The 22,153-nt window shown below is 43.7% G+C and carries 16 protein-coding genes; 4 read left to right on the top strand and 12 right to left on the bottom strand.

All coding sequences use genetic code 11. The features are described from left to right. Position 1: 1 nt before the first annotated feature. The gene (locus LKX84_RS16070; RefSeq protein WP_228238401.1) at positions 2-820 is read right to left on the bottom strand and encodes an SDR family oxidoreductase; all 819 of its coding nucleotides are present in this window, start codon (positions 818-820) and stop codon (positions 2-4) included. A gap of 111 nt (positions 821-931) precedes the next feature. Here LKX84_RS16070 and LKX84_RS16065 point away from each other — a divergent pair, with 111 nt between their 5' ends. Both LKX84_RS16065 and LKX84_RS16060 read left to right on the top strand, forming a co-directional pair. After that, entirely contained in the window at positions 932-1,630 is a 699-nt protein-coding gene (locus tag LKX84_RS16065) for an NUDIX hydrolase (RefSeq protein WP_228238400.1), read from the top strand. 110 nt (positions 1,631-1,740) lie between these two features. Further along, positions 1,741-3,078: an alpha-L-fucosidase gene (locus tag LKX84_RS16060; protein ID WP_228238399.1), complete on the top strand. Its 1,338-nt coding sequence runs from the start codon at positions 1,741-1,743 to the stop codon at positions 3,076-3,078. A 34-nt stretch (positions 3,079-3,112) separates the two neighbouring features. On the opposite strand, the gene LKX84_RS16055 is transcribed toward LKX84_RS16060, so the two are convergent. The 5 genes from LKX84_RS16055 to LKX84_RS16035 all read right to left on the bottom strand — a co-directional run bounded on the left by LKX84_RS16055 (position 3,113) and on the right by LKX84_RS16035 (position 12,194). Further along, the gene (locus tag LKX84_RS16055) at positions 3,113-4,564 is read right to left on the bottom strand and encodes an alpha-L-fucosidase (protein WP_228238398.1); all 1,452 of its coding nucleotides are present in this window, start codon (positions 4,562-4,564) and stop codon (positions 3,113-3,115) included. Positions 4,565-4,704: 140 nt separating this feature from the next. Next, a complete protein-coding gene (locus LKX84_RS16050; protein ID WP_228238397.1) occupies positions 4,705-6,414 on the bottom strand; it encodes a SusD/RagB family nutrient-binding outer membrane lipoprotein in 1,710 nt (569 codons plus the stop codon). A gap of 10 nt (positions 6,415-6,424) precedes the next feature. After that, positions 6,425-9,520, bottom strand: coding sequence for a SusC/RagA family TonB-linked outer membrane protein (locus tag LKX84_RS16045; protein WP_228238396.1), 3,096 nt, complete (start codon positions 9,518-9,520; stop codon positions 6,425-6,427). A 431-nt stretch (positions 9,521-9,951) separates the two neighbouring features. Then, on the bottom strand, positions 9,952-11,061 hold the full coding sequence (locus tag LKX84_RS16040) for a putative glycoside hydrolase (protein WP_228238395.1): 1,110 nt from the start codon (positions 11,059-11,061) through the stop codon (positions 9,952-9,954). Next, positions 11,058-12,194, bottom strand: coding sequence for a carbohydrate-binding family 9-like protein (locus tag LKX84_RS16035; RefSeq protein ID WP_228238393.1), 1,137 nt, complete (start codon positions 12,192-12,194; stop codon positions 11,058-11,060). The genes LKX84_RS16040 and LKX84_RS16035 overlap by 4 nt, the downstream gene beginning before the upstream one ends. Positions 12,195-12,300: 106 nt before the next feature. On the opposite strand from LKX84_RS16035, the gene LKX84_RS16030 reads away from it, so the two are divergent. Both LKX84_RS16030 and LKX84_RS16025 read left to right on the top strand, forming a co-directional pair. Next, a complete protein-coding gene (locus LKX84_RS16030) occupies positions 12,301-13,383 on the top strand; it encodes a sensor histidine kinase (RefSeq protein WP_228238385.1) in 1,083 nt (360 codons plus the stop codon). Then, positions 13,380-14,072, top strand: coding sequence for a LytR/AlgR family response regulator transcription factor (locus LKX84_RS16025; protein ID WP_228238383.1), 693 nt, complete (start codon positions 13,380-13,382; stop codon positions 14,070-14,072). The genes LKX84_RS16030 and LKX84_RS16025 overlap by 4 nt, the downstream gene beginning before the upstream one ends. Before the next feature lie 68 nt (positions 14,073-14,140). Here the strand turns inward: LKX84_RS16025 and LKX84_RS16020 are convergent, their stop codons facing one another. The 6 genes from LKX84_RS16020 to LKX84_RS15995 form a co-directional block, all read right to left on the bottom strand. Continuing rightward, positions 14,141-15,052: an alpha/beta hydrolase gene (locus tag LKX84_RS16020; protein ID WP_228238381.1), complete on the bottom strand. Its 912-nt coding sequence runs from the start codon at positions 15,050-15,052 to the stop codon at positions 14,141-14,143. A gap of 70 nt (positions 15,053-15,122) precedes the next feature. After that, entirely contained in the window at positions 15,123-16,166 is a 1,044-nt protein-coding gene (locus LKX84_RS16015; RefSeq protein WP_228238379.1) for a UDP-glucose--hexose-1-phosphate uridylyltransferase, read from the bottom strand. Further along, a complete protein-coding gene (gene galK / locus LKX84_RS16010; RefSeq protein ID WP_228238378.1) occupies positions 16,159-17,289 on the bottom strand; it encodes a galactokinase in 1,131 nt (376 codons plus the stop codon). Before galK ends, LKX84_RS16015 begins: the two co-directional genes overlap by 8 nt. Before the next feature lie 39 nt (positions 17,290-17,328). Further along, complete coding sequence (locus LKX84_RS16005) at positions 17,329-19,773, bottom strand: glutaminase family protein (protein ID WP_228238377.1); 2,445 nt, start codon at positions 19,771-19,773, stop codon at positions 17,329-17,331. A gap of 17 nt (positions 19,774-19,790) precedes the next feature. Continuing rightward, the gene (locus LKX84_RS16000) at positions 19,791-20,978 is read right to left on the bottom strand and encodes an aldose epimerase family protein (protein WP_228238376.1); all 1,188 of its coding nucleotides are present in this window, start codon (positions 20,976-20,978) and stop codon (positions 19,791-19,793) included. A 40-nt stretch (positions 20,979-21,018) separates the two neighbouring features. Beyond that, positions 21,019-22,077, bottom strand: a complete 1,059-nt coding sequence (locus LKX84_RS15995) for a cellulase family glycosylhydrolase (RefSeq protein WP_228238374.1) — start codon at positions 22,075-22,077, stop codon at positions 21,019-21,021. Between the last annotated feature and the right edge of the window lie 76 nt (positions 22,078-22,153).

Below are 22,153 nucleotides of genomic sequence, written 5' to 3'. Positions count from 1 at the left end.
TTTATACACCGCTATATGCACTAAATCCCCCATCGATCGGAATGATGGCCCCAGTCACAAAACTAGCGGCATCACTGATAAGCCAATGCACGACACCATGCAATTCATCGGCCTTCCCAAAACGTTTCATAGGAGTGTTATCGATTATTTTTTTGCCACGATCCGTAAGACTACCGTCTTCATTTAATAGCAATTTTCTGTTCTGATGACTGATAAAAAATCCTGGGGCTATGGCATTCACGCGGAGTCCTTCCCCAAACTTCAGGGCCAGTTCAGTGGCCATCCATTTGGTAAAATTATCAATGGCCGCCTTGGAAGCCGAATAGCCTACCACACGGGTAAGTGCCCTAGCGGCCGCCATGGAGGACACATTGAGGATACACCCGTGGCCTTGTTCCGCCATTTGTTCACCAAAAACCAAGGATGGAATCACGGAGCCGTCCAAATTCAACTCGGAGACCTTCCTAAAATCATCCATTTGTAGGTCGAAAATGGTCTGCCCCTCCCCAATCACTGCACCGGGCATGTTACCACCCGCCGCATTGATGAGCACATCTATTCTTCCCCACTCCTGTACAACCTTTTTCTTAACGTCCTCCAAAAAATCCTTGTCCAACACACTGCCGGAAAATCCAAGCACATTAGAATAGGTTTCTTTGAATCGGTTGACTTTCCCAATCACCTTTTCCTCGGTCTGTCCCAGCAAAATGACCTTGGCATTTTCTGAGAGCAGGTACTCCGCCATGCTTTCTCCCAGAACTCCCGTTCCTCCGGTAATCAGAATGACTTTTTTTGAAATATCGAATATTGTATTGCCCATTCCTGTATGGTGAACCCAAATTTTTTTAGGATTCTTTTTCAAATTTTATTATTTCTGTGTACTTTAGACACGGATGCTAATTTAAAAGTTTTAATCCAATAAAAAAATCAAATGAGCAATAAAAAGATGATCGAACCACCTAATCTTCAAAATTTAACAGTAAACACTGATTCATTCGAATGTTCCATTACCTCGGATATTGCTGTGTTCGGTTATGTGGACCACCGCTTGAAACTCTTGCTCACCAAGCGATCCGTTGGGGAATTTACAGACCACTGGATGTTACCGGGCGGGGTCATGGAAGCCGATGAAACCCTAAAAGATTGCGCCAGTAAGGTACTGCATGCCCTCACTGGGGTAAAGGACATCCATTTTGAGCAGGTAAAAGTCTATTCCGATTTGAAAAGACACCCCTTAAAACGGGTGATCACGGTTTCGTTCTATGCCATGGTCCGGCCAGAGAACCACCCCCTTTTTCTTAAGGGCAATGTAGAGCAGATCGCTTGGTTTGATATGGAGGAAATTCCGGCCAATTTGGGTTTTGACCATGCCCAGATCATTCACGATGCCCATATGTTCCTCAAAAACAATCTAAAAGACCGATTGATCATTGGTGAATTGTTGCCCAAACAGTTTACCCTTTCGGAACTCCAAGGACTATATGAGGATATTTTGGGAGTCAAATTGGATAAACGGAATTTTAGAAAACGGATCTTTCAGATGGATGTATTGAAAAATACTGGGGAGGTAAAGGCTGGTATTAAAGGTGGTCCTGTACTTTATGAGTATGTGGCACCCGAAAAAGCATAATCCCATTTAAAATTGATGCCTTGAAATGCATCAACCCAATTTGAAAAACAATATCTTACAAAGACATTCCAAATAGTTACATCTTAGGAATACAACTAAACAACCATACCATGAAAACCAATCGCATCCCTTGTATTTTGTTCCTTTTAGTGGCCTTTTTTTCCTTTGGTCAGGGTCAGAAAGATTACAAACCCACCAAAGAAAACCTGGAAGCCCGAAAGTGGTTCCAAGAGGCCAAATTCGGGATGTTCATCCATTGGGGCGTTTACAGTATTTTAGGTGATGGCGAATGGGTGATGAACACTCAAAATATTCCCATAAAAGCCTATGAAAAGCTGCCGACCTTTTTTAATCCGACCGGTTATGATGCCGAAGCTTGGGTAAAAATGGCAAAGGATGCCGGGATGAAATATATTACCATCACCAGTAGGCATCACGACGGTTTTTCCATGTTCGACACCAAGGCCAACAATTATGATATTGTAGATGGTACTCCGTATGGCAAGGATGTTTTGAAACAACTCGCCGATGCCTGCCACAAGGAAGGTATCAAGCTTTTTTTCTATTATTCGCTGTTGGATTGGCACAATGATGATTACTTTCCAAGAGGACGAACCGGGAACGACATTGCAGGGCGAGGTGCAGGCGTATGGGACAATTATATTGCCTTTATGAAGACCCAATTGACGGAACTATTAACGAATTATGGCGAAATTGCAGGGATTTGGTTCGATGGACATTGGGACCAAAAATTATGGGACGGGGAACGGTTTGGAGCCCTTCAGGTAGACTGGCATTATGACGAAATCTACAAATTGATCCATGATCTTCAACCCCAATGCCTTATTGGGAACAACCACCATTTGGCCACCATAGAGGGTGAAGATTTCCAGATGTTCGAAAAAGACTTGCCTGGCAAGAACACCACTGGCTTTGGCACATCTGCTTCGGATATTGGAAAACTGCCCATGGAAGTGTGTGAAACAATCAACGGCTCTTGGGGATTCAATTTGCAGGACAGACAACATAAATCCAAAGAAGAATTGATCCACTACATTGTGAAAGCCGCAGGTTACGGGAGCAATTTATTGCTCAACGTAGGCCCAATGCCCAACGGAAAAATTCAAGATGAACACCAAGAATCACTTAGTGAAGTGGGCAAATGGATGAAACAAAATGGAGCGACTATTTACGGAACCATGGCAGGCCCTATTTCCCCCTCTGAAAAAATGGCCACTACCCAGAAAGGCAAAACCATATACTTGCACATTCTGGATGGAAGCCAGAAAGTATTTTTGGAAGACTTCGGAGCCAAGATCAAGGACGTAAAGTTATTTTCGGATCAATCTAAACTGACATTCCAACAAAACGCATTTGGGTTGTTTTTGCAGGTTCCCCAGAACAAAATGGATGCAGTGGATACTATTGTGGAAATTACCTTGAGGTAATTTTAGGGTAACAAATGAAAGTGTTCCTTTTAATTCAATAAACCCCAACATTGGAAATCACTGGACAACCCAAAGCGTCAGTAATCTTAATTCTCAATTTGGAGGCTTCTATCCCACCGAATTCCAAAATGCGTTTATAACCAATAGTGGTTCCTTTGGCAATAGTTTCCCATCCATTGCCCTTCGGCACTTGCACCTCAAACGCCGCAACCCGTTGCCCAAGTGGAATATATTCTTGTAAGAGCAGGTAATTCATTGATTTTGGAACTCCAAAACTTATTTCGAAAGATGTTTGAACCACTTCATCATCGGTTGCCCAATAGGTGTCTCCATTGCCATCGTTCAAGTTTGATGGTGAAAATCTTTCATCGTTTCCTCTAAAAGATTCGGCTGTGATTTGGGCCGATTTTACCAAATCCTTTTTAAAAACACTGTCCAATATCTTTCTAAATCCCTGAAGGGAAGCTACATCCTTCTCATGAAAAAGTCCACGACGGTCCGGGGGGACATTCAACAAAAGATTGGATCCCCTTCCCACCGAGGTCAAATACAACTGAAAAAGATTTTCGGCACTTCTTACCAAGGAATCCTGCGATTGGTGATAAAACCAACCCGGTCTGATGGATACATCCACTTCTGCCGGAATCCAATGACTTCCACCTTCGGCGCCTTGTTGCAACAATTCTTCAATCCCGGCTTTTCCCGCATACAAGGTATCGGGAGTTATGGTATTCCAATTGGTCTCTCCTGCAAGGCCTCTTTCATTCCCCACCCAGCGAATATCCGGTCCGGCATCGCTAAAGAAAAGTACTTGGGGCTGTATGGAATCGACCATGGCCAAGGTGTTAGGCCAATCATAATACCGTTGTCTATCTATGGTCCTAGTTTCGCGGGCACCATCATAATATCCATCCCCACCGTTGGCCCCATCAAACCACATTTCAAAAACTGGTCCGTAGCCTGTGAACAATTCCTTTAGCTGATCGCGATAATACTCCATATAGGAAGCTTCACCATAATCGGCCCTGTTCCGATCCCATGGTGATAGATACGTTCCGAACTTAAGCCCATACTTTTTGGCCGATTCGGAAACTGATTTTACAATATCGCCTTGTCCCCCTTGGAATGGACTGTTCTTGATGGAGTGTTCGGTATATTTTGAAGGCCATAATGCAAAACCGTCATGGTGTTTGGCCGTTAAAATTACCCCTTTAAAACCTGCATCCTTTAAGGTCTTTATCCACTGGTCTGCATCAAAAGCTGAGGGATCGAACAATTCCGGGGACTCGTCCCCATAACCCCATTCTTTATCCGTAAAGGTGTTGATGGTGAAATGCACAAAGGCATTGAGTTCCATCCTATGCCAGATCAATTGGTCATCAGAAGGTATGGGACCTAGAGGTTGTGGCGGTAAAACTTCACGCTTTTCTGAGCATGATGTAATACCCAAAACCAAAAAGACAAGTAACAATGAATATCTATGCATATACCCCTGAATATTATAGTGGATGGGACAATATAAAAAAAAGTAAAGGAAGATCAGATCTTCCTTTACTCACTTAACTCTAATTAAACTAACTCAAATTATGAATTGATCCGCGTGGACGGACCCATAATAGCTATGGTTTATTGTGCAAACCAAAGTGTAGTTCCTTGTAAATCCGGTCCTTGTGCAGCGTTTGCCGCTTCAGTATTAGGACCATTGGTGTTGTACGCGCCGGTACCATAGCGCATTCTTTGTGGGTATGCACCGTTCAATGTACCTGCACTGTACAAATCATAGTCGGACACCCCGGCCGATAGCTCGGATGGGTAACCACTATCCCTTACAATGGACCATGCTTCGGAACCATCGGTATAGGCAGCGATCCATCTCTGGATGCTGATTTTTTCAAGATTTGCTTCAGCAGAACCATCCAAAAGAGCAATGGATTCAGTTGCCAAGAATGTTTCAATGGAAGCATCGTCCACACCCCAAATTTTCATGGCCTGTCTGATACCATTTTGGTACAATGTCTGTGCATCACCAGTAGCCAAACCTTTCACAATCGCCTCAGCCTGCAAGAAGTTACCTTCGGCAGCGGTAAACACGATTTCTGGGAAAATATCATTTCCTTGGTTTTTGGCATTGATGATCAATTGCGCCGGCCTTGAGAATAGCGCTTCCTTAACATGGGTATAGATCAATCCGTTCAATCGTGTTGGTTGCCCTACGTAGTAAGGAGTATCGGTAGCCACATTAATGGTTACCGTGGCTTGTCCGTCCACATTGGTTCCATCAACCCTAGTGTAGCTAACCCCTGCATTGTCCAATTGAGCCAAAATAAAATCAACATGCTTGGTAAAAAGAGCAGCGCCTTCACCTTCTACAGGTTGGGTAAATACAACCTCACCACCATCTATAGGCTGGGCATACATGGGCAACCTTGGATCGTTATTGTTCTGAAGGTAATCCACTAAGGTTTTACCCACGGTCCAGTTAGATCCCACACCGAAATTATACCAAACATCCCCATAAGCGGCATTGGACCATTGGGAGATTTCGGTATCCTTCTCCATTAGGGCATTATCCGTTTCTGCAATCAAAAGATCGGCAGCCATAGCCTCTGTAATGGCAGCATTGGCAAAATCAGCTCCAGGAGCGCCTTGGGCCCTTAACGCCATTCTTAACTTAAGTGTATTGGCCAACTTTTTCCATTGTTGCAAATCACCACCAAAGAACAGGTCGTTTTCAGACAAAAGCTCAACCCCTTCTCCTGTTGCGGTAGAAGAACCGATAATTTGCATGGCCTCGTTCAACTCATTGATCACACCTTCATAGATTGCCGCTTGGGAATCGTAAATTGGGGTAATGATGTCTGGGTTCAACGCTTCTGAATAAGGAACCATACCAAATACATCGGTATACGTTTGATAGTATAACCCTTTCATGATCAATCCGATGGCATAGTAATTCTGGTTTTCCAGTTCCCCACCTTCTTTTACAAAGTTCAAAAAGGCACTAAGGCTTGCGGTATACCCTGCCAAGTAATCGTATGCAGCATCGGTATATCCTGAATTGTAGGTATAGGAAAGACCATCATCCCACCAGCTACCGTTAAATCCGAAACAGAACTGACCTGCAAAACGATCCCAGTGGATCAATTGGGCCCTCCAGTAAGGATAACGGTTGGGAGCATACAGTTGTATCTGTGTCTCCGTTACAAAATATTTCGCACTGACCTCATCAGACGTAAAGGCATTTGGCTTTACGTTAATATCGTCAAAATCGGAACAACTTATGGCGAACAACAGGACGGCCAAGGCCATTCCCATTCTCATGATTTCTTTTTTCATTTTCATTTTTTTATAATTTCAGGTTAAGGTTCAACCCAAGGCTTCTTACCGTGGGTACGTTGTTAATGGAAATACCCTGACCGGTCAACCCAGTTCCCAAAGTGGCATCTGGATCAATATCCTTGGCCTTTTTGTAGAAAAAGAACATGTTTCTTCCAATAACCCCCAACGAAGCGGAATTCAATCCAATCTTACGTACCAAGTCGCTACTGAAATTATAGGTCAATGCAAATTCCCTTAACCTCACATTGGTTTGTTCGTAAACGTAGTTTTCGGCAATGGATGACATGGCTCCCCAATATTCCTGAGCTGTAATGCTTTCGGTATTGGCCACACCTGTATCGGAATTAATGGCATCCACAACAACACCACCATCCCTGTACTGAAGGGTTCTTTCTGAAACACCACTTCCATCCAAGCTGGCAGAGGTTACAGAGTAGATTTCTCCACCTATACGACCATCAACCAAAACACGTAATGAAAGGTTCTTGTAGTTGAATGTGTTGGTTAGACCACCGATCCAATCTGGTTGGGAGTTGCCCAAAAGTTGTCTTTCTGAAGAAGCATATGGAATACCTTCGGCATTTACCAGTTTGTTGCCAGCTTCATCAGTGGCCCAAACAGTTCCGTAGATATCACCGATACCACCACCTACATTTGCAGTAATGGCAACGTTACCAGAGTTGGTTGTGTTCAACACGGTTCCATCCAATCCTTCGATTAAGGAATTTACCGTGTTTTTGTTTTTGGAGAAGTTAAAGGAAACATCCCAAGAAAAATCCTTGGTCCTAACCGGTACACCGCCAATTAACAATTCCAAACCTTTGTTCTGTACTTCACCGATGTTGGACTTGTAATAATTGTAACCGGTAGCTGCAGGAACAGGAAGGTCATAGATCATATCGTTTGTAGTGATGTTGTACAAAGAGAAATCAACATACAAACGGTTGGTGAAGAATCTGGCTTCAGCACCAAATTCCATGGATTTAACGCTTTCAGGTTTTAAATCCTCATTATATCGGATATTAGGGGCACTCAAAGTGGTAAGACCCAAGTAGCCTTGTTGTGGCACATCGAAAGTTTGGTACAACTGGTACACTCCGGTATCATTACCAACTTCGGCCCAGCTGGTCCTTAGCTTTAACATATCCAATACATTTTTATCGGGATCGATGAACCTATCCACAAGTACCGCATAACTCACGGAAGGATAGAAATATGATCTGTTGTTGGCCGCCAAGGTGGAAGACCAATCGTTTCTTGCAGTCAAATCCAAATACATGAAACTGTCGTAACCCAAGGAAACCGATCCGTAAAGCGAGTTTACTTTTTTGATTTCCATTGGTGTATGGGTACTGGATTGAATGTTGGTATTGGCCAACAATGCTCTTGTAGGGATCTTGAACTGGGAACCGGTAACGCTCATGGCCTCAGCGGTACGCTTACTCAAGTTACCACCTACGTTTGCAGTCAAATTCAACTTTTCAGTGATATTCTTGTTCGCGGTGATCAAGAAATCAGAGTTCAACTCGGTGTACTTGTTATCGGTAAACGAAAGGTATCCGTAACGGTTAAAATGATGTCCCACAGGGTTGATCACCTCAGTTCGCACATTGGTAATATCCCCACCTACTCTTATAAAGGCCGATAACCAATTGGTGAACTTATAGTCCAATTTACCAAAACCTAGAAAACGATCACGTCTTTGGTTGTTGGTATCCTCATATTGAATCCAGTATGGGTTACCTACACTTTTTCCACTGCCTGAATAGCTGATTACATCATAATCGCTCAATCCGCTGGTAGGGTCATACAAGGATGGACTATCAATTTGATAGTTTTTTAAATCGTTCACATCCACACTTCTTGGCATGTAGTACACATAGCCCAAAACACCTTCGGAACCCAAATTTACCCTATTGGTCAAATCTTGGGTGAAGTAAGTAGCCTTTCCATCAAAACTCAATTTATCGGAAATGTCCACCAAAGTCCTAAGGTTTAGGTTGTGGCTCTGTAATTTGGAATTTGGAATGATGGAAGTCGTATAATTATTGGTATACGAAAAACGCATGCTGTAATCTTCCCCTCCTTTGTCCAAGGAAACTGAGTTGATCAATTTTTCACCTGTCTGGAAATAATCCTCCACATTGTTCGGCTGTGCGGAATAAGCTTTGGTATCTCCAGTGAAATAAACTTGCTGTGAGCCATCCATACGTGAACCCCAAGAAGCGGTACCCATACCGGCCAAGTCGGCATATGGAGTGCCATTGCTACCCTGTCCGTACTCATTTTGATACTCAGGCAAGAACATTGGGTTTTCCAAAGTCACGTTAGAATTGAAGGATACGCCCAAGCCTCTTCCTTTTGTGCCTTTTTTTGTGGTAATCAATAAAACACCACTTGCAGCACGCGATCCATAAAGAGCGGCCGCGTTAGGACCTTTCAATACAGAAACGGACTCGATGTCCTCCGGGTTCAAGTCGGTGATACCACCACCCGTAACACTACTGCTGTACACACTTCCACCGGATTCTGTTCCAGACATGTCGATTGGAATACCATCCACCACAATCAGGGCCTGGTTGTTACCGGTAATGGAATTGTTACCACGAAGTACAATCCTGGAACCAGATCCTACGCCACCGGATTGGTTGACTACCAAACCAGCCACTTTTCCTACCAAGGAGTTGGCCACGTTGTAGTCCTTAACGGTGTTGATCTGCTCGGATTCCACTTCGGTTACGGCATATCCCAAGGATTTTTTCTCCCTGCTGATGCCCAAAGCGGTCACAACGACCTCATCCAACAACTGGGTATCCTCTTCCAAGGATACGTTGATGGTACTTCTTCCGGAAAGGGAAGATTCGTAAGACTTATACCCCAAATAGGTATACACCAAAATGGCATCACTACTAGAAACGGTAATGCTGTAATTGCCATCAAAATCGGAGGTTACTCCGTTGCTGGTTCCCTTTTCAACAATGTTAACCCCTGGTAGCGGAGTCCCTGTTGCGTCAGAAACCGTTCCGGTAACGGTCTGTGCCATTGCTGCCTGTATCGAAAACAATACGGCAAAGACCATTACATACGTTAGTTTTTGAATCATGTTAGTTTTTTTGATCTTTAATTAGGTATTAGGTTCTGAGTGTTGTTAACATTAAGTTAACCAAGTGAAAATGTCGATTACAGGAAGACTGTAGAAAAAATTTCGACCAACAACGACGCAGAAAAGCCGAAGGGAGTAATAACGCTTTTAAAATTTTAGCAGGTATTCAAAAAACGGGACACGATAACGATTGAGAACATCCCCCATTCCTTCCATTTTGAGGATAAAAATGGAAAAACTACTAAAATTAAAGGCTCCAAGAGGTTTTAAAGTGTATTAAACCACACTTATACCTGCGTTCTCCTCAATTTTATGGAATAAAAAAAGCCTTTGAAAATTGGGCAGTTAGCCAATGGCATTTACCCAAAATCCAAAGGACTCTTTTGAATCTTGATCTGAACCAACCCTACTTGGTCCCGATCAATTTAAATTTATTGAGCAGCTTTTGAAGCCTTAATAACCTTAAACTGATCTTCGGTTATTGCAGGGCCATCAAAAAAGGAAACTCCTTTGGCCCCATTTTCCTTGGCTTCTTGAATTGCTTTGCCCAAATCTTCAGAGGTCATTCCCGGTACATAGATGCCCGTATGCAGTTCTGTATCCTTCTCCTTTAGATCTTCCACTCCTTGTTTTGTAGCGAAGCCGATCCAGTCTGTACCTTCATTGTAAAACTCATTGTAAATCATGGGCAATACCATATCAATATCCCATTTGTCCCATCGTTGGCGAACCATATGATCGGCCATTTCAGGATAAGGAAATACTGCGGCCGTTAAAATCTTATTGTTTTTGTGGGCGATTTGGTACGCCTCATTGACCACATTCCTGATCTTGTTAAGTCGGAATTGCTTCCATTCCATATCAATGGCAGGGTTTTCCATTTCCCTTGGATTTTTGTGGTATTCCTTTTGAAATTCTTCGATACAGACATCACAATAGCAGAAATCATATTCTGGAAGTTCCTCGTTCTGGACCAAATCGTATTTGGGCAAAAGCCCGATGGGAAGATACACATCCGGGAACCGAATATAATCCAAATGCACGCTGGCCACATCTTCCACTTTGGAAAGCCCTTCCACCAATCGCAACACATGGTTGCGGGATTCTTCACGGGTAGGACATAAAAATTCATAATAGCCTACATACGGCCTGTGATCGTAGGCGGACTCCCCTTTTCTGCTAACCACATACCATTCCGGATGTTGCTGTACAATCGAATCCCCGGGACGGTTCATGGCCATGATCCAAGCATGGATCTCCAAACCTTCTTTTTTGGCCAATGGAGCCAATCTACCCAAAAGAACCGGATCGGTATTGGTGTTTATTAGGATGGCGTCCAGCCCATTTTCCTTGTATTTTTTAAACTCGGCAACGTAGGAAGCATCATCGCGTTTGGGATCTGCCGTGATCCAACTCCAATACTTGAATGGTTTTTCAGTAGCAACCGGTTCCTCCTTTGCTTGGGGCTTTTGGTCAATGTTGTCCAAACACGATGCCATCATAGTGGCCAAAAGTGCCCCAAAAATCAATCGTAATTTCATTTTTTTCCGTTTTTTGTTAGTTGGTATTTTCCGTCTTCACGGATGGTGTATGTATTTCCGGTAAATGGACTTAGGGCAAACAGATTCCAACCTGTACCATGAAGTTCCAATTGCATTTTGATCAAGGTCCCATCGGATAATTTTGGTTCCGACCATAGAAGTTTTAGGGAATCGGCAAATGTGCCATGTTTCGCCCTGTAGCTTTTCTGTTTTCTATAATAGGAATAAAGCAGCCATCTGATCTCCTCGTCCCTTGGAATGGTAAACGAGTCTTTCTTGCCAGATACCATAGGAGAAAAATAGGCATAACCCCAATGTTCCGGCTCATGCATATTGATGACGCCTTGGGGCGACCATACCCAATTATATTCCGGTAGGTATTTGCCTTCCTCGTTCTTTTTTCTGCCGTATTTTCCGTTTTCCAGTTGAAAGTCCCAGTTCACCCTTGAAAAATTGATGCGCCAAAATTGACCCTCGGGCACATCGTTGCTTCTGCTTGCCTCCGTTAGCACAGACCAAGGCATTGCAATTTCCACACTCCAACCTTGATCTACATCGTTGGGATCGTTCAAGGTCCCATTCACATGAACCGCTGTCTTTATTCCGAGGATATCCCAACTATCTACTACCGGACCATTTTCCCGATACGGTTTTACCAGCAAAAGGTCCCAAACCGTATTCAGGGCATTCATTTCAAATTCATAGTAGTTGTGGGTATCCCCATCGGGATCGATGAAAATCTCAAAATCGTTGTTGTAGAAAATCACCGCATCTCTTTCGGTAATATCGGCCCAAACATGGGGTTCTTCCAAGTCTGCAAAAAAATAAAGGTACTCCTCGTCCCAAAGCATCCTTACATTGGTCTTGTATGTGGGTACCTTCATCCCTTCAATATCTATAAAATCGTCGGACACTTCGGCATTTTTCCATGAAGACTCATTCGCCAGACCATCCACTACAATGGTGTCAACCGATTTGTAAACCACAATGGATCTTGGTGGGTCCGAATACTGACCCAACGCCGTCAACTGTACCAAAAGTTGAAATCCGAAAAATATTCTTTTAAGAATGGTTAGCATGTACAAATAAGCAAAAATGTATCCTGGAATCCTTTGCCAAATTATGGCCAACATTAAATCTTTGGAAAAATTCCTAATTTCAGCCGTATTTAAGGTCTTTTATTAGACCAATGACCAATATCAAAAGCCAAATGTTGAAAAAGAGTTAGAATTCCATATAATGCACATACAAAATCGAGTTAATGATAACTTCTTGGTCAATGCGGTGACCGAGTATAAGATAAGGCCGATCCACCATATTATTTTTTGGATCATCTATTTCACCTTCAATTTCTTAAGATGGGGCAGCTATTTTAATGATTATCTGTATTCGTTTAAATCGAATCTTTTAGGGTTTCCCATCCATATTACGCTTTCCTATTTCACTATTTATTATTTGATCCCCAGGTTCCTGTTCAAAAGGAAGTATATATCCTTTATTGCGATATTGTTTCTCAGCATTTTGCTCATGGTCACCATCAAATATCTCCTAACCCATTTTTTGATCAGCTACAACGTATGGCCAGAGGGTCCGGAGACCTATAGCATGACCTTGAACTTTACAGTGGTCATGATGCTAGGGGAACTTTATGTGATCACTTTCGTGGCCTCGTTCAAATTTACTATGGATTATTTGAGGGAAACAAGAAAGGCATCCCGATTGGAAAAAGAACAATTGGAAACAGAATTACGATTTTTACGAGCGCAGATTTCTCCCCATTTTTTCTTCAACACATTGAACAATATATACTCTTTGAGTTTGGAGAAATCCGATCGCACCCCAGAGACCATCATTAAACTATCCGACCTGATGCGCTATGTACTCTACGAAACAAAGGAAAAAAACCAAAGCCTTAAAAAAGAGATCCATTTTATCCAAAACTATTTAGATCTGGAGCAAATCCGGTACAATGAAAACCTTGATCTTGAATTTAACGTAAAAGGCAATTCCAAAGGTCACAAAATTGCGCCGTTACTCTTGGTACAATTCATAGAAAATGCCTTTAAACATGGTGCCAACAAGAATATCGGAAAAGTTAAGATCCATATTGATATAAGTATTGAGGAAAAGTTTCTGTACTTTCAGGTCCGCAATACCAAACCCATGGAACACAATCCAGATACATCCAAAAAAGCGGGTGGAATTGGATTACCCAATGTGGAAAAAAGATTGAAATTGAGATATGCCGAAGACGAATATCAATTGAGCATACAGGACGAGTCAGATGAATATGTTGTTAATTTAATGCTCAAGCTTAGATGAATTTAAAATGTGTGATCATTGATGATGAACCCCTTGCGGTAAAAGTCATCGAAAACCATATTTCCCAGATCAAGGAACTCCAATCCGTCGCCGTGTTCAACAACGCCATAGACAGTTTGGAATATTTAAGGGAAAACAAACCGGATCTTCTGTTCTTGGATGTGAACATGCCGATCATTGATGGGTTCAGCTTTTTGGAAAGTTTGGACGATAAACCTCTGGTCATCATCACCAGTGCCCATGCCGAATATGCCGCCAAAGGTTTTGATCAGGAAGTACTTGATTATTTGGTAAAACCTATTTCGTTACCACGATTCATCAAGGCCATCAACAAGGCCATGGCCAAATTGAGGCACGACACAAAAGGGGATGCTACCAGGGAGCACATCTTTGTGAAAGTGGACAAGAAAAAGATGAAAAAAATCTATTTGGACGAAATCGTACTTATAGAAAGTTTAAAGGATTACATCAAGATCATCACGGCCAAAGAAAACCATATTGTTCACAAAACCCTGAGTGCTTTTACCGATGAACTTTCGGATGAAAAGTTTATCCGGATCCACCGTTCCTATACCGTTTCCATTGATAAAATTGATGCTTTGGAAGGCAACAGTGTGGAAATAAAGGGAAAACGATACGTAATCGGGCGTAGTTATTTGGAAGATGTGAAGGCACGGATCCTTGAATAGGACATTGGGTTCTCACCCCATGCATCTTTGTAGGTTTGGATTATTTGTACTGTCTATCAACAATTAGTTCAAAAACAATCATATAGCCATTTGATAAAATCATCAAGCCACCCTTTTAAATGATCGTTCTTCCTACCAATGGCATACCCATGCCCACCGAATGGATAAATATGCATCTCCACAGGTACTTTTTGCATTTTTAGGGCATTGAAAAAAAGCAAGGTATTTTCTACGGGCACAATGTCATCATCAACCGAATGGATTAAAAAAGTGGGTGGGGTGTTTTCGGTCACGTTCAGTTCATTGGAAAATTCTTGAACAAGTTTTTCGTTATCGCCCTCTCCTAAAAGTGCTGTTCTTGAGCCAAGATGTGTCAATGGTTTCTTCATTGTGATAACAGGATATACCAAGGCCATAAACGAGGGTTTTGCACTAACCGTATCGAGCTCATCCACAGGCAGATAAACTTTTTTGGAAAAGCGGGTTCCCAACGAGGAAGCCGCATGGCCACCGGCGGAGAAACCCATGATGCCTATTTTATCGGGGTTTATCCCGAATTCATCAGCTTTACCCCGAATAACCCTTATGGCTCGCTGTGCATCCTGCAACGGCACATTTTGTTGCTCTACCAAAGATGTTGATATGGGCAACCTATACTTGACCACAAAAGCAGCGATACCCTTGGCACTCAATGCCTTGGCCACATCGAGTCCCTCCCAGCCAATTACCAATTCCCGATAGCTTCCACCCGGAAAAATCAGAACGGCTTCACCCGTAGCACTTCGGCCACTTGGCAAATATCCCTCAATAGTGGGGTTTTGTACGTTAAAAACAGCCGAGTAATCTGTCTTTACCCGCCTCTCTTTTTCCGTTGATTCCAATTGGTTCGGAATCTTATCGTTCCAGAGTTGGATAATGGTGTCCTGGGCATGTAATCCCATTGAGAATACCAAAAGAAGGTATGGAGCAATTGATTTCATATTCGCATTTTCTTGTTTGAACGCATTCTTGATCACCACTGAACTCTTGGTCTTTCAGTTTCAACGCAGACTATTTCAACCTATAATGTGTATCTGACAGGTTTCTCAAAATATCCGCGGCATATTCGGCAGTTATGTCCCTTTGCGGATTGGCAAACATTTCGTAGCCAACCATAAATTTCTTGACTGTTGCAGACCGCAATAAAGGAGGATAAAATGACATGTGAAAATGCCATTCCGGATATTCCCCACCATCAGTAGGCCGTTGATGGATTCCAGAAGAATATGGAAAAGAGGTTTGGAACAGGTTGTCATACCTGACCGTCACATTTTTGACCATCTCGGCGAATCCCTTCTTTTCCACATTGTTCATTTCCAAGATATCCCGCCGGTGTTTTCGGGGTATGATCATGGTCTCATAGGGCCAAACTGCCCAATACGGAACCAATGCCACAAAATGTTCATTTTCCCAAATTATCCGTTCCCCTATCTCCAACTCCTGCTTCAAATAATCCCCCAAAAGGCTTTTATGGTTTTCTATCCAATAGTTTTTCTGGTACTTGGTTTTTTTCACCACTTCCTGCGGAATGGAACTTTGTGCCCAAATTTGCCCATGTGGATGTGGGTTACTGCACCCCATGATATCTCCTTTATTTTCAAAGATTTGGACATGATGGATATCTTCCTTCTTACCAAGTGTACGGTACTCTTGCTGCCAAACCTCAATGATCTTTTCAATATCCTGAACTTCCATTAAAGGGAGGGTCAGTGAATGATCGGGCGAAAAACACACCACCTTGCAAATTCCTTTTTCACCTTGGGCCTTTAAAAGCCCGTTTTGATGTGTTGAAATCGGGGTATCATCAAGCAGTGCGGAATAATCGTTTACAAAACTGAAAACCTGTCCATATTGGGGATTTAATTCCCCGCTCGCCCTCCTGTTTCCCGGACAGAGGTAGCAATTGGCATCATAGGAAGGCCTATCCAAGACAGGATGCCCTTCCTGTTTGCCCTGCCATGGCCTTTTGGTCCGATGGGGCGAAACCAAAACCCATTCCCCGGTCAGGATGTTGTACCTGCGATGGGGATTGTCATAAAATTCCCTTTCACCCATTTCTTTTTAAGATTGAGGTTCCTTTGCTTGGAACGGTCTGGAATGCCGAAAGTTCCAATGAAAATTTTTCCTTATACACTTTACCTGCCTCTTTGACAAAGGACGCTATGGCTTCTTTATGGACGATGTTCAAGGTGCATCCTCCAAATCCGCCACCCATCATTCGGGCCCCTAGGACTTCCTCCCAATTTTTGGAAAAATCCACCAAAAAATCGAGCTCGGGACAGCTGACCTCAAATTGTTCACTCAATCCTTTATGGGTCTGATACAACAACTCCCCAAAGGTCTCCATTTTATTGGCACGAAGGGCCGCAACAGCTTCAAGTACCCGTTGGTTCTCTTGTACCACATAGGAACATCTATTGTAGATTACGTCCTCCATTTCTTTTTTACAATCGTCCAACATCTGCATCGTCACATTTCTAAAGGTCCCTCCAATTTGAAATTTATTCCCTACAATGGTCAATCCTTGCTGGCACTGTTCCCTTCGAACATTGTATTCGCCAAAAGCCAGGTTGTGCTTTACATTCGTGTTCAACATTAAAATCCTGTATGGCTCAATATTAACTGGGATATATTCAAAAGCCAAGGTTTTGCAATCCAACAACATCACCTGTTCGTCCTTGCCCATCACGGATGCGAATTGATCCATAATCCCACATTTGGTCCCCACGTAATTGTGTTCTGCCCTTTGTGACAATTGAATGATGTCCCATTTTGTCAACCCAAGTCCAAACAGTTCATTCAATCCGAAAGCGAGGCCGCACTCCAATGCAGCGGACGAACTTACTCCCGATCCAATGGGAAGATGGCTCTCGATGGAACAATCAAAACCTCTTAGTTTATCCGTTAACAATATGAGTTCATGTAACACTCCAAGGATGTAGTTTTCCCAATCGTTGTTACTTTTAGCGATGTTGCCCAAATCAATATGCACAACCTCCCCAAATCCCTCACTTTGGATCCTGCATTCATTTGTAGTCCCATTTTTTCCCAATTTCAGGATAATGACCTTATCTATGGCCGCAGGAAGCACAAAACCGTCATTATAGTCTGTATGCTCGCCAATCAGGTTGATCCTTCCGGGGGAAGTGACCACCAAATCAGTTTTCAATTGATGCATTGAATTTTTCTTTACCACGTATTCATGATGATCACTCACCTACTTTTTCCATTTATCCTCCAACAATCTGATAAAGTACCCTCCGACCACACTTCTGGCCTGAAAGCCCCTTACCTCTCCACTACTTGTAAAATGCCAATCGCTCATGGGCACACGGTCAGGGGACTCCTTGGCAAAGGCCATGATTGGGTCCACCAACGCCTTAAATGCCTCGGCATCATCCGTTAAGGTAGCTGTCCATACGATCCAGTCGGATTTTGTGTAATCCGACCTGTTATCCAGGGGAAGGCCATACCTGTTCTGGTGGCTTAGGTAGTATGACATCTCGGTATCATACACTTTTTTGGGAAACAGACCGAATCCGAATATCTTGTCCCATACCAAATTATACTTTTGGCTCCAGGTATCAGGATCATCAAAAGTAAGGGCATAATGATCACCACCGTCTGCCAGTTGCATCCATTTTTGGGCCATCTCCCTTGCCATTACCATATATTTATCCCCTAATGCATCCTTGCCCAATTGCTTGGCCAAATAGCCATAACTACCAATGGCCACTATGGCCTTTATGGAAAGATTGGCATTCCTGGCCAAGTGTCCTGCAAAGTCATCTGTACACAACTGGTTGCCCGGATCAAAACCCTTGTCCGCCAAATATTCCGCCCACAGCGTAAGAGTTTCCCAGTGTTTTTCGGCATAATCCGCATTTCCTTCCGCCATGGCAATAGCTGCCGTTAAAATGATCATGTTCCCGGATTCCTCCACTGGCATGGGCTCGCCATAGGTTTGGCCATTTGCTTTAGGGTAGGTCCCCAGATCATGCGCCGCAAATGGTTCCTTGTGCCTTCCACTCTCTGAATAATAAAAAATACCGTTGAGCATTCCCTCCATTAGCTTTGGATTATACATAAGATATAGCGGGGACGAGGGATAGGTCACATCCACTGTATTGATACAGCCGTTGCTGAAGTTCTCTTTGGAAAGGAACAGAATTTCCCCATCTGGTCCTTGTACCAGTTTATGGGCCGCTATGCTCTGTCTGTATCCAATTTCACATAATTCTGCATAGGATGGTCCGCCAATTGCTGTTGCTTTGGCCTTTATTTCTTGGTCAAGGGCCACACACTTCGTCATAATGGCACTGTAATCCGTATTCGCCCTGTCCAACTCGGTAAGAATGGAATTATCCCCGTTACGGTTCCACCAAGGTCTCAGGTTCTGGCCAAAATATTGGATGCTCAAGATATCATCATAACCGACCAACACCCTATATTCCTTTTCAGAGGATATCGTTTCCTTTGGAAAAGTGATGCCCAAGACAAGTTCTTTTCCATTGTCCTTGAGGGGTTGAATGGTTCCTTGCTCAAAATCGGCCCGTGCTTCATCTGCCGATGTCACATTTTGTATGGCCCCGGCCTCATTGGGCGTTGCCACGTACAGATGGCCCCAATCAATCCGAAGGTTGTCCCCTTTCTTTTCCAAAATGGGTTGCGACTGGGTTCCCACTTTCAAATAGGACAATTGTTGTGTTGCGGCCTTTTCGGCGATAACGGATTGGGACGCATCATTGGTGGCCAAAGCTGTGGAGGCCCCAAAGAACAGCTTTACATCGTGCGGCTTGCCATCATTGGAAGTCGTTTTAAAATTGATATAAGATACCGGCCTTGACAAAAGGTCCAAATCGTCTAGTAACAAGGGTGAAGTGAAAGTAAGCTCAAGGTCGATGCCCCCACAGGAAAAGCCATAGCGGGTTCGGGTAGCCGTCATGTCCAGTTGGGTCTGTTGGGCCAATTTCATCTGTGATGTCGATTTCACCAAATCGGCCAGTCCCACATCAACAAACTGTTCCCCTCCGGTGTTCTTTACATGAACGGCCAATAGGTTATCCTTCTTTTTGAGCAATTTCAAAAAAGCATCCTCCATCTCCACATAGCGATATTGACTGGCACAACACGTGGCCCTAAAAATTTCCTGACCGTTGAGATACACCTCGATGTTATCGTCATAATATAACTTTAGAAAAAGTTTGTTGAAATCCAGTCCTTCCAGGTCAAATTTTCTCCGGTACCAAATATCGTCGGTCAACCATTGGGTCTTAGATCTGTAATCATTTCCAAAAGGGGCCGGTTTTGAAACCCATCCGGAATCATCAAAATCCCTCTGGTGCCAATTTCCTTTTGGGAGTTCCGTGGACATTTTTACGGAATATCCCGTTTCCCCACCTGTTGCCAATACTTCCTTGTAATTGGCAGCCTCCTTGCCCAGAAACCTATAACTTGTCCCATCCACCTGTATGAATCCCATCAACGGCTGATCGGTACCTGTCCAGTGTTTGGTGGGTGCTCCGTTCAGTTCGTCCGAAAAGGACCAAACGCTCAAATAGGGGTCGTGGGTGATCAAGGGATAGGCAGGTGCCTTCCTATCCTGCGGATACAGCAGGCCCGCCCACAGGGAAAGGACCCAAAAAACAATATTTTTTTTCATTTCTATTTTGGTTGGTTTTAGTTTCTTGTACTGAATTTGTAAACCGATTTGGTGGCATAGATCTCTCCGGGCTCCAGTGTTATCTGTGGAAAATTTGGATGATTGGGTGCATCGGGAAAATGTTGTGTCTCCAGGGCAAAGGCGGTCCTGTAAGTATCCGTTGCACCGGATTTGAACGTGTTTTTGCCCAACATAAAATTCCCGCTGTAAAACTGCACACCCGGTTCCTGGGTCATCACATCCATCACGATCCCAAATCGATCACCGATGATGGTCCCTACATGGTTCATCCCGTTCTTTTGGGTTCCGTTCAATACAAAATTATGGTCATAGCCCCCTCCATTCTTCAACTGGGGGTCGTCTACCATAATCCGCTCGCCAATGGTATGTGGGGAGGTAAAATCGAAGGGGGTACCGTTTACCGGGGCCAATTCACCTGTAGGAATCAACCCTGGATCAACAGGAGTGTAGGCATCCGCAAATAGCACCACTTCATGGTCCAGAATGGTCCCGCTTCCCTCACCGTTCAAGTTGAAAAAGGCATGATTGGTCAGGTTTACCACCGTTGTTCTGTCCGTATGGGCCTCATACTCCATCACGATCTCTCGATCTTCGGTGACCGAATAGGTCACTTTGACCGATAGATTACCGGGAAAGCCTTCTTCCATATCCGGGGAGTTGTATTGCAAGACCAAGGTCTGTCCATTGGGTTGTTGTACATCCCAGACCACATCTTGAAATCCTTTTTGGCCCCCATGTAGGGCGTTTTCCCCATTATTGACGGGAATATGGTATTCCTCTCCTTTCAACGTGAATTTTCCTTTGGCGATACGGTTGCCCACCCTGCCGATCGTGGCACCAAAATACGGTTCGGTAGAGGTGATGAAGCCCTTGGCACTGTTGAATCCGACCACAACATCGGTCATGATCCCATCCTTGTCCGGAACCCAAAGGCCCACTATGCGTCCACCATAATTGGTCATGGCCACTTCGATGCCCTTGTTCTTGATCCAGTACAGCCCCACTTTTTTTCCGTCGACAATGGTATCGAAATCCGAGAGCATCAGTTTGGAACTATATCCCATTTCCGTATCCTTTGGAATATTGGATTGCTTCGAGGTCACGTTACCCTGATCCTTGCAAGAACCTAATTGGTTCAACAGCAGTATGATCAAGACAATAGAAAAGATTTTTCGTTTTATCATTCTTAATAGGTAATGAAAACCTTTCAAAAGAAAGGATCCTTTATTTTTTACCGTTCAATTTCTTGATCAGGTCCACTTCGTCCTGACGATAAGGGGTACCATCCTTTCTGAAGATATCATGGAACCACTCCACGGGTTCCTCGCCACTATCGATCGGGGTGTCCCACTGATAGATGGTATTGGTCTTCCCTTTTACCAATCCCCAGTTAATGGCCCCAATGTTTTCTTCTTTCAACATCGGCATAATGTTGGAGAATCGACTATTGCGGGTACGTGCCATATATTCCGTACAGATCATGGGCCTTCCATGGGTCCTTAAGAGCTCTATGATCAGTTTATGGTCCTTTTCATCGCCGTAATGGTGATATGTGATGATATCCGATTGGAGCGCCTGAAAGGCATTTAGATCGACCAATCCCCAGGACCAGATTCCTGCCGAGATGGGTTGAGAAGGATTTACCTCCCTTGCCCATGAAAATACGGCTTGCAACAGGGGCATAGAGTCATTGATCTTGCCAGAATTGCCCGGTTCGTTGTACAGGTCCCAAAGCAATACCCTTTTATCGTCCTTGAAAGTCGTGAGGATATCCTTTACATACGTTTCCAAAAATGGAAAGTTGGCCTGGTCCTTAGAGGCCGGGTCACCCGGGTCCTGCATCCAACCCGAGTTGTGGGTTCCCGTAATGGGCTCCGGTTGTTTGCCTATCTTGGGCTCCTTGCCCCAAACATCGTCAAAGATCACGAACATGGTCTTGATGCCCTTACTTTCCGAAATATCTAAATATTGGTCCATCCTTTTCTTGAAACCCTTTGGATCCTGCTTGTATGCCAAGCTATGCAGGTACACGCGCATCACATTCATACCGATTCCCTGTGCATAACCCAGTTCGCGCTCAATGGTCTCCGGATCAAAAGTTTCCCCTTGCCACATTTCCAGCTGGTTGATCGCGGTACTCGGGATAAAATCGGCCCCATTGAGCCATTTGTACTGGGCATACCATTTTTCAGCTTTCTCTATGGACCATTTTTGGGAGGTGCCGGTTTGTGCCATGACCAATGTGCCGATCATGGACAAGGCAACCATTAATAGGTTTTTCATATTCATTCTATACTTTTTAATACTTTTTACTTTCATGTTTGTTTAGTTACAGATTGGGCAAGTTACATAAATCTTA

The sequence above is a fragment of the Allomuricauda sp. M10 genome (assembly GCF_020782875.1).
Classification (GTDB): domain Bacteria; phylum Bacteroidota; class Bacteroidia; order Flavobacteriales; family Flavobacteriaceae; genus Flagellimonas.
This window is presented reverse-complemented; position numbering and strand designations above follow the sequence as displayed.